This is a genomic window from Burkholderia sp. CpTa8-5 (assembly GCF_017815045.1).
Lineage (GTDB): Bacteria > Pseudomonadota > Gammaproteobacteria > Burkholderiales > Burkholderiaceae > Burkholderia > Burkholderia sola.
This window is the reverse complement of sequence record NZ_JAGIQD010000056.1, coordinates 1-6,408: the sequence shown is the minus strand read 5'-3', so window position 1 is coordinate 6,408 and position 6,408 is coordinate 1. Positions and strand designations below refer to the sequence as shown.

Sequence of the window (6,408 nt, the reverse complement as noted above, 5' to 3'; positions counted from 1 at the left end):
TCGGGCCGTCAAGTCCCGTCCTGCTCGTTATGCTGTCCGGTTCCTCAGAAAGAACCTTAACTGAACGGCATTACCGCATATGCGGCGTTTTTGTTTTGTGCGGGCGTGCTTATTGTGCAGGTGCTTCCGTGTCCGCCGCAGGCAACGGGAGCGCGCCGCTCGCTTGCATCTGCGCTTTCACGGCTTCGCCGAGCTGGTACACGGTGAGTGCGTAGAAGAAACTGCGGTTGTAGCGCGTCAGCACGTAGAAGTTCTTCAGGCCGAGCATGTATTCGGTCGCACGCCCCGGCGTCGGCAGGTCGACCACGGTCACCGGCGTGCCGGCTTCGGTCGTGATGTTGACCGTCGGCTCGTTCAGCGTCATGCCTGCGCGCAGCAGTTGCGACAGCGCCCAGTGCGGTTCGGGCTGGCCGTCGGCGGCGGCCTGTGCGATGCCCAGGCTGCCCGTATCGGGCGTGATTTGCCAGACCACCGGGCGGTCGGTTTCCCAGCCGTGCTGTTTCAGGTAGTTCGCGACGCTGCCGATCGCATCGACAGGACTGCTGCGCAGATCGACGTGGCCGGTGCCGTCGAAGTCGACTGCATATTCGCGGATGCTGCTCGGCAGGAACTGCGGAATCCCGATCGCGCCGGTGTACGAGCCGAGCACGGTGGTGGGGTCGAGCTGGTTGTCGCGGGTCCAGACCAGGAAGTCTTCGAGGTTCTTGCGGAACGTGGCCTGGCGGCTGTCGCGATTCGGCGTGTCCGGGTAGTCGAACGTCAGTGTGGTCAGCGCGTCGAGCACGCGGAAATTGCCCATGTAGCGGCCATAGATCGTCTCGACGCCGATGATGCCGACGATCACCTCGGGCGGCACGCCGAACTGCTCGGACGCGCGCTGCAGCGTCGCCTGGTTCGCCTTCCAGAACTTCACGCCCGCATTGATGCGGATCGGCTCGATGAAGCGCGAACGATAGACGCGCCAGTTCTTCACCGAAGGCGTCGGTGCGGGCCTCACGAGCTTGACGGCCGTGGCCGAGTAGCTGACGCGCGAGAACAGCGCATGCAGGCTCGCCGAATCGAAGCCGTTGCGGCTCACCATCTCGTCGATGAACGCGTCGACCTTCGCGTTGCTCGCGTAACGCTGCGGAACGATTTCCTCTTCGAACGTCTGGCCTTGCGGCATCGGCTGCTGTGGCTGGGCCTGGGCGACGAGCGTGCCGGCGGGCTTCGCCGGCTGCGTCTGCGCGACGGCGGGCGCGGTGCCGAGGGCCGCCGCGACGGCAGCGACGACGAGCGGAGCGCGAACACGGAACAGCGCGGAGAGAAGGGCGGCGGGCTTGCTGGAATTCATGTCGAAGCGGGCGGACAGGGCGATTGTGTTCGGCGCAGTATACCCGACGCATCCGGCGCGCCGGGCCGAAGCCGGCCGCCGTTGTGGTAAGTTAGCGGCGAATTCGCGGCAGACGATGGACATCATTGACGGAGACCTGCGACGCACCGCGCGCCGCGGACGACAGCTTATGGCAACCGCTTTCTATACGCACCCCGACTGCATGCTGCACGAGATGGGGGAATGGCATCCGGAATGTCCGGCCCGCCTGTCGGCGATCCAGGATCAACTGATCGCGAGCCGCATCGACGACCTGATCGTGCACGAAACCGCGCCGTTCGCGAGCGAGGTCGCGCTCGGCCGCGTGCATACGCAGGCGCACATCGACTACATCCGCAGCATGACGCCGGTCGACGGTTACGTCGAGATCGATCCCGATACGCTGATGAATCGCGACACGTGGCGCGCGGCACTGCGCGCGGCCGGCGCCGCGGTCGCGGCGACCGATGCGGTGATCGAAGGCCGCTACGCGAATGCGTTCTGCGGCGTCCGGCCGCCCGGTCATCATGCGGAGCCGGCGCGCGCGATGGGCTTCTGCTTCTTCAACAACGTCGCGATCGCCGCGCGGCACGCGCTCGACGTACACGGCATCGAGCGTGTCGCCATCATCGATTTCGACGTGCACCACGGCAACGGCACCGAGGCGGCGTTCGCGAACGACGAGCGCGTGCTGATGTGCAGTTTCTTCCAGCATCCGCTGTATCCGTTCTCGGGCGTCGATCACCAGGCGCCGAACATGGTCAACCTGCCGATGCCCGCACGCAGCAACGGGATGGCGATCCGCGAAGCCGTCGACATGCTGTGGCTGCCGCGCCTCGACGCATTCAAGCCGCAGATGCTGTTCGTGTCGGCCGGGTTCGATGCGCATCGCGAGGACGACATCGGCAATCTCGGTCTCGTCGAGGCCGACTTCGAATGGCTGACCGCGCGGATCGTCGACGTCGCGCGCCGGCATGCGCAGGGCCGTATCGTCAGCTGCCTCGAGGGCGGTTACAACCTGTCCGCGCTCGGCCGCAGCGTCGTCGCGCACCTGCGCGTGCTCGCCGGGATCTGATTCCCGCTCGACCGGCCGGTCAGGGCGCGCTCAGCGCGCCGGCACGCGCGCGTGAATCCACGCGATCAGCGCGTCGATCACGCGGTCGCGTTCGAGATCGTTCATCGTTTCGTGGAAGCCGCCCTCGTACAGCGTCAGCGTACGATCGGGCGAGCCGACGCGTGCGCCGAACGCACGGCTGCCGTCCGGTTCGGTCAGCTTGTCCTCGGTGCCGTGATAGACGAGCACCGGGACGCGCAGCGCGCCGCGGCCGGCTTCGATGCGCGCCATCGCGTCGAGAATCTCCGCGCCGGTGCGGGCGGGCACTGCGCCGTGATGCACGAGCGGATCGGCGCGATTGGCCGCGACGATGGCCGGATCGCGCGACAGCAGGGCCGCGTCGATCCTGATCGCGGGGAAGGTGGGCCACACACGGCTGATGACGCGGCTGACCGCGAGCATCCAGCGCGGCACGTCGCGCCCTGGCGCAAGCGCCGGGCTCGACAGCACGAGGCCCGCCAGCGCGTGGCCGCGGGCGGGTGCGCGTTCGATCGCGTAGAGCGCCGCGACCGCGCCGCCCATGCTGTGCCCCATCAGGAACAGCGGCGCATCGCCGCGTGCGGCTTCGGCGACCAGCGCATCCGCGTCGTTCAGGTAGCCGTCGAAACGGTCGACCCACACGCGCGTGCCGGGCGATTGGCCATGCCCGCGCAGATCGATCGCCAGCACGTCGATGCCCGCTGCGTTCAGCCGGCCGGCGAGCGCGGCATAGCGGCCCGCGTGTTCGGCGAGGCCGTGCACCAGCGCGATCGTCGCGTGCGGCGGCGCGGCGCCGTCGCCGGCCGGCCAGCGGTACGACGCCAGTTCGAGTCCGTCCGCGGTACGCAGCCGGCCCATCCGCGGCGCGGGCGCCGAAGGCGCCGATCCGGCGGTGGCGGGTGCGGCGGCCGGCGGGGTGGTGGTGCTCATCGGGCGTCTTCCCTGTTCGTTGGTCTGTGTTCCGGATCATAGTCGCGGCCTTCCCGGGAGGGCCAAGCAGCGCCCCTCTAATTTCGTTTGGTTATGAAAAGATCGAAATCGATTATTAAGGGGAATGAGGGGTTTGCGGTAAAATCGCCGGCTATTCCAGATGCATCGGCGGCCGACTGGCGGGCCAACTCGCCGGCCGGCCGCCGTTTTGTTTACATGATCGAATTACGCAATCTTTCGCAGCGTTTCCCCGGCCCGGGCGGCTGGGTCGAAGCGTTGCACAACGTCAACCTGACGATCCCGCAAGGCGAGGTGTTCGGCATCATCGGCCGAAGCGGCGCCGGCAAGAGCACGCTCGTGCGCACCATCAACCTGCTGACTCGGCCGACCGAAGGCAATGTGGTCGTCGGCGGGCGCGATCTCACGCTGCTGTCGACCGGCGCGCTGCGCGAAGCGCGCCGCGAGATCGGCATGATCTTCCAGCACTTCAACCTGCTGTCGTCGCGCACGGTGTTCGACAACGTTGCGTTGCCGCTCGAGCTGGCCGGCGCGAGCCGTGCCGACATCGAAGCCGCCGTGCTGCCGCTGCTCGACCTGGTCGGGCTGTCCGCGCAGAAGGACCGCTATCCGGCGCAGATCAGCGGCGGGCAGAAGCAGCGCGTCGGCATCGCCCGCGCGCTGGCGAGCCAGCCGAAGGTGCTGTTGTCGGACGAAGCGACGTCCGCGCTCGATCCCGAAACCACGCGTTCGATCCTCGATTTGCTGAAGCGCATCAACCGCGAGCTCGGGCTGACCATCGTGCTGATCACGCACCAGATGGAAGTGATCAAGCAGGTCTGCGATCGCGTCGCGGTGCTCGATGCGGGTCGCGTGGTCGAGGAAGGCCGCGTGATCGACGTTTTCCTGCAGCCGCATCACGAAGTGACGCGCGCGCTGATCGGCGACGTGATCGCGCAGGAACTGCCGCCCGCGCTGAAGGCGCGCGTGGCCGAGCGGCTGAAGACGGGCCGCGGCCATCTGCTGCGGCTCGCGTTCACGGGCTCGGGGGTCGACCAGCCGATCCTGTCGGAGACGATCCGCCGGTACGAACTCGATTTCAACATCCTGCACGGCCAGATCGATGAGATCCAGGGGCAGGCATTCGGTTCGCTCGCGGTGCTCGCGGGCGGCGAGCCGGGCAAGGTCGGGCAGGCGCTCGCGTTCCTGCGCGAGCAAGGTGTGGTGGTAGAGGAGCTTTCGTATGTTGAGTGAGATGTTCGATATGTTCGTGCAGTCGTTCTGGGAGACGCTGATCATGGTCGGCATCTCCGGGGCGGTCGGCGCGCTCGTCGGCCTGCCGCTCGGCGTGCTGCTGTACCTGACCGACCGCCAGGGCGTGCTGCAGAACCTCGCGGTGAATCGCGTGCTCGGCGGCATCGTGAACGCGGTCCGCTCGACGCCGTTCATCATCCTGCTGGTCGCGGTGATTCCGTTCACGCGGCTCGTCACGGGTTCGTCGATCGGCACGGCCGCGGCGGTCGTGCCGCTGACGCTCGCGTCCGCGCCGTTCATCGCGCGTCTCGTCGAAACGGCGCTGCGCGAAGTCGACCGCGGGCTGATCGAGGCCGCGCAATCGATGGGCGCGACCACGTCGCAGATCGTCTTCAAGGTGCTGCTGCCCGAATCGCTGCCGGGCATCGTCGCGGGCCTGACGATCACGTTCGTGTCGCTGGTCGGCTATTCGGCGATGGCGGGCGCGATCGGCGGCGGCGGGCTCGGCGATCTGGGGATCCGCTACGGTTACCAGCGCTATCTGCCCGAAGTGATGTGGACGGTCGTCGCAATCCTGATCGTGTTCGTGCAGATCGTGCAATCGTTCGGCGACTGGCTGGTGCGCCGGCTCAGCCACAAATAAAACCAAACCGATCCGATAGGGGAGAAACGATGCAACGACGCTTCATGCTCAAGTTCGCGGCGGCGCTGGGCGCGGCCGCACTGTTCGCGGGCGCGCATGCGCAGGCCGAAACCATCAAGGTCGGCGTGACGGGCGGCCCGCACGCGCAGATCATGGAAGTGGTGAAGAAGGTCGCGGCGAAGGACGGCCTGGAGATCCGCATCGTCGAATTCTCCGATTACGTGCAGCCGAACGCCGCGCTCGCGTCGGGCGACCTCGACGCGAACAGCTACCAGCACGATCCGTATCTGCAGGCGCAGGTGAAGGATCGCGGCTACAAGCTGCTCAAGGTCGCGGACACCGTCACGTTCCCGATGGGCATCTATTCGAAGCGCGTGAAGTCGCTGGCCGAACTGAAGCCGGGCGCGCGCGTCGCGGTGCCGAACGATCCGACCAACGGCGGCCGCGCGCTGCTGTTGCTGCAGAAGCAGGGGCTGCTGAAGCTGCGCGCGGATGCGGGGCTGAAGGCGACGCCGCTCGATATCGTCGACAATCCGCGCAAGCTGAAGATCGTCGAACTCGACGCCGCGCAGATTCCGCGTTCGCTCGGCGACGTCGACGCGGCCGCAATCAACACCAACTACGCGATGGAAGCGGGGTTGAAACCGAAACAGGACGCGGTCGCAATCGAGGGTCCGAACGGCCCGTATGCGAACATCCTCGCGATCCGCGAGGCGGACCGGAACAAGCCGTGGGTCGCGAAGCTGATCGCCGCGTATCACTCGGCCGACGTGAAGCAGTTCATCGAAGGCAAGTTCGGCGGCGCGGTCATTGCCGCCTGGTAACCGGCAGCGCACGGACGCCCGGCGGGATTAGAGTCGATGATCGAAAACCCGGGCTTTGCGTCCGGGTTTTTTCTCTTTTAAAATAGAACGACCGTTCGCTATCATTGGCGCGTCGCCAAGAAGCGGTATCCTCGACAACCATCATGGTTGGGTCCGCCTGGCCGCGCAGTCATGAGGCCGCGCTATAAAATGGCCTCTGGTCGTATTCGTAACTTTGGAGCGTGTGCATGAAAATCCTGGTGCCAGTGAAAAGAGTGGTCGATTACAACGTGAAGGTCCGCGTGAAGTCGGACAACACGGGCGTCGACATCGCGAA

6 protein-coding genes and 1 pseudogene are annotated in these 6,408 nt (G+C 66.5%); 5 read left to right on the top strand and 2 right to left on the bottom strand.

Annotation, left to right across the window (positions count from 1 at the left end):
- Nucleotides 1-109: 109 nt before the first annotated feature.
- Entirely contained in the window at nt 110-1,459 is a 1,350-nt protein-coding gene (gene mltB, locus J8I35_RS34185) for a lytic murein transglycosylase B (RefSeq protein ID WP_209929374.1), read from the bottom strand.
- Between the two features lie 43 nt (nt 1,460-1,502).
- Here mltB and J8I35_RS34180 point away from each other — a divergent pair, with 43 nt between their 5' ends.
- A complete protein-coding gene (locus J8I35_RS34180; RefSeq protein WP_050011533.1) occupies nt 1,503-2,426 on the top strand; it encodes a histone deacetylase family protein in 924 nt (307 codons plus the stop codon).
- A gap of 30 nt (nt 2,427-2,456) precedes the next feature.
- Here J8I35_RS34180 and J8I35_RS34175 read toward each other — a convergent pair whose 3' ends face one another.
- Nucleotides 2,457-3,374 carry an alpha/beta hydrolase gene (locus tag J8I35_RS34175; RefSeq protein ID WP_209929373.1) on the bottom strand — a complete coding sequence of 306 codons (918 nt, stop codon included), beginning with the start codon at nt 3,372-3,374 and terminating at the stop codon, nt 2,457-2,459.
- A gap of 216 nt (nt 3,375-3,590) precedes the next feature.
- On the opposite strand from J8I35_RS34175, the gene J8I35_RS34170 reads away from it, so the two are divergent.
- From J8I35_RS34170 to J8I35_RS34155, 4 genes and pseudogenes are all read left to right on the top strand, one after another.
- On the top strand, nt 3,591-4,625 hold the full coding sequence (locus J8I35_RS34170) for a methionine ABC transporter ATP-binding protein (protein WP_209929372.1): 1,035 nt from the start codon (nt 3,591-3,593) through the stop codon (nt 4,623-4,625).
- Nucleotides 4,615-5,268: a methionine ABC transporter permease gene (locus J8I35_RS34165; protein WP_006476559.1), complete on the top strand. Its 654-nt coding sequence runs from the start codon at nt 4,615-4,617 to the stop codon at nt 5,266-5,268. The genes J8I35_RS34170 and J8I35_RS34165 overlap by 11 nt, the downstream gene beginning before the upstream one ends.
- Nucleotides 5,269-5,297: 29 nt before the next feature.
- Nucleotides 5,298-6,092, top strand: a complete 795-nt coding sequence (locus J8I35_RS34160; RefSeq protein ID WP_209929371.1) for a MetQ/NlpA family ABC transporter substrate-binding protein — start codon at nt 5,298-5,300, stop codon at nt 6,090-6,092.
- A 227-nt stretch (nt 6,093-6,319) separates the two neighbouring features.
- A pseudogene (locus J8I35_RS34155) lies at nt 6,320-6,408 on the top strand (electron transfer flavoprotein subunit beta/FixA family protein); the annotation flags it as partial.